The organism is Pedobacter sp. ASV12, from assembly GCF_016429155.1.
Classification (GTDB): Bacteria; Bacteroidota; Bacteroidia; order Sphingobacteriales; family Sphingobacteriaceae; genus Pedobacter.
Window position 1 is genome coordinate 1 of record NZ_JAELUC010000173.1, and the last position, 2004, is coordinate 2004.

Genomic DNA, 2004 nt, shown 5'->3' on the forward strand with positions numbered 1-2004 from the left:
CCCCCCCCCCCCCCCCCCCCCCCCCCCCCCCCCCCCCCCCCCCCCCCCCCCCCCCCCCCCCCCCCCCCCCCCCCCCCCCCCCCCCCCCCCCCCCCCCCCTCTTCCCCCCCCCCCCCCCCCCCACACCCACCCATGTCGTGGTTCGTCGGCAGCGTCAGATGTGTATAAGAGACAGATAGAATAGAAGAGTATCAAAAACGAATGGTAGGTCAAGTATTGCCTCAAAGAAAAAAAGGAGGCAGTAGAGGTGAAGTAGATAATTTTATTCTTTCTATTGACCTTCTGCACCATACTAAAAAGGGTGCAATGGTTTATATCACAGATGATAAAAAAGCAATAAAAGGAAAAATTGGGGAATGGATTCCGGCATTTCCCGGAGTTCAGATGTGGACATCTTATGATGTCTTGTTGTTCTTATATGCACATAATGTTATACCTACAAAAGCGATAGCTGTAAATTTGATACGAGATTTAAATGCAGTAACAACTAAGTATGAACCTAGAAGCGAGGAACTCACAGCAAGAATTCAAAAGCTTGTTACCCAGGTAAGGGATAAAATTGAAAAAGTAAGTAGTATATTTGGTTAAAATGAAAACATTAAGCGAAATAAATCTAAGTAATAATCCATTCAGTGAAATGACGCCTTCACGTGATCAGAATTTTTTCTGGGCTGGAATGAAGGGTGTCAAAAGTAGAATTGCTGATTGTTACAACGATGCATTGAATAATAATAATAAGCAGCTAATCTTAAATTGGGGGCCTTATGGCGGAGGTAAAACCTTTAGTTCTTATTATTTTTTAGCTGAATATAACTCAGATCCAAATTTCACTCAAATATATGTGCGATCGCCAAAAGATGGAAGCAAAGCCACTAGAGAAATTTTCAATACAATAATAGATGAATTAACTTTTGATAAGATTTCTGAAAAGGTAAAAGAACTCTTAGTATCAGTTGATAATGCCGAGTTTTTAAGATATCTCTCAGGTAAATCGGGAGTTGAGTTTGCAAAGGCAATCATGTTGATTGGTAGTGATGATAGCAATATTACAACATTGATGAACAGGTTCCTATATTCCAGCGTTACCGCTACGGAACTTAAAACATTAGGGCTAGCAAAGCAAATAAAAACTGACGGAGATCTAGCTAAATTTTTAACAGGACTTCTTTCTTGCTTTTCATATTTTGGGAACGGATTGGATTTTAAACTGTGCTTATGGTTTGATGAAATGGAAGATTTGATTTATTATCCGACCAAGCATTATCATGCACTTTCACTATTTCTTTGAGACTTATATGATTATTTCACTAATAATCTCTTAATATTTTTAAATTTCACTCTCGCCGAAGGAGAAGATACAACGATTGAGTTAATTCTCGGAACGGCATTATGGTCAAGGATTTTAAAGAAAATTCGTTTCAAAGATTTTGATCATTCAGATGCTTTTGAATATTCAATTGAATTACTAAATCACGGAAAGATTAATAAATCTATTGGGAATCCCATTGATGAGGCACATTTAAAAAAGCTGATAGATATGTTGCCACTAGGTAGTTTAACACCACGAGAGATAAATAAGAAATTGTCAGCCATGATAAAATATTTACGAACCAATGATTTAGTAAATACAAATGATCAAGTGATAAATAACTTTATAACTCAACAAGAAGAGGACGAATCCTGATAAGAATAACTAAACCATGATGTTATTCGCCAATCGACTGTAGTAAATCGTTCATACCAAAGTTTAATAGAAATTCGGAATAATAATTGTCAAAAACATCCCTTATATATTCGTCAATTGTGATATCTTCATCTATACCATTTTTTTCTTGTAGAAGTTTATAATTACGTTTTTTAGTAATCATATAAATGAAGAGGCTATGAAAGTAAACAGAACTCAGATCGAAGTTGCTGAAAAACGATATCCTGTCTCTTATACACATCTAAAAGGGGGGGGGGGGGGGGGGGGGGGGGGGGGGGGGGGGGGGGGGGGGGGGGGGG

General features: G+C 38.7%; 3 protein-coding genes. All 3 read left to right on the forward strand.

Annotated elements, in window-relative coordinates:
* Positions 1-184 (forward strand): hypothetical protein (locus JHD69_RS19595; RefSeq protein WP_199142028.1); only part of this gene is annotated, 184 nt, incomplete at its 5' end.
* A 17-nt stretch (positions 185-201) separates the two neighbouring features.
* Complete coding sequence (locus JHD69_RS19600) at positions 202-588, forward strand: hypothetical protein (protein WP_199142029.1); 387 nt, start codon at positions 202-204, stop codon at positions 586-588.
* A 1-nt stretch (position 589) separates the two neighbouring features.
* The gene (locus JHD69_RS19605) at positions 590-1288 is read left to right on the forward strand and encodes a hypothetical protein (RefSeq protein WP_199142030.1); all 699 of its coding nucleotides are present in this window, start codon (positions 590-592) and stop codon (positions 1286-1288) included.
* The last annotated feature ends 716 nt before the right edge of the window (positions 1289-2004 follow it).

Excerpts from the sequence above, each read along its gene's own strand:
- JHD69_RS19605 (WP_199142030.1), top strand. The coding sequence starts at position 590 with ATGAAAACATTAAGCGAAATAAATCTAAGTAATAATCCATTCAGTGAA.
- JHD69_RS19600 (WP_199142029.1), top strand. The coding sequence starts at position 202 with ATGGTAGGTCAAGTATTGCCTCAAAGAAAAAAAGGAGGCAGTAGAGGT.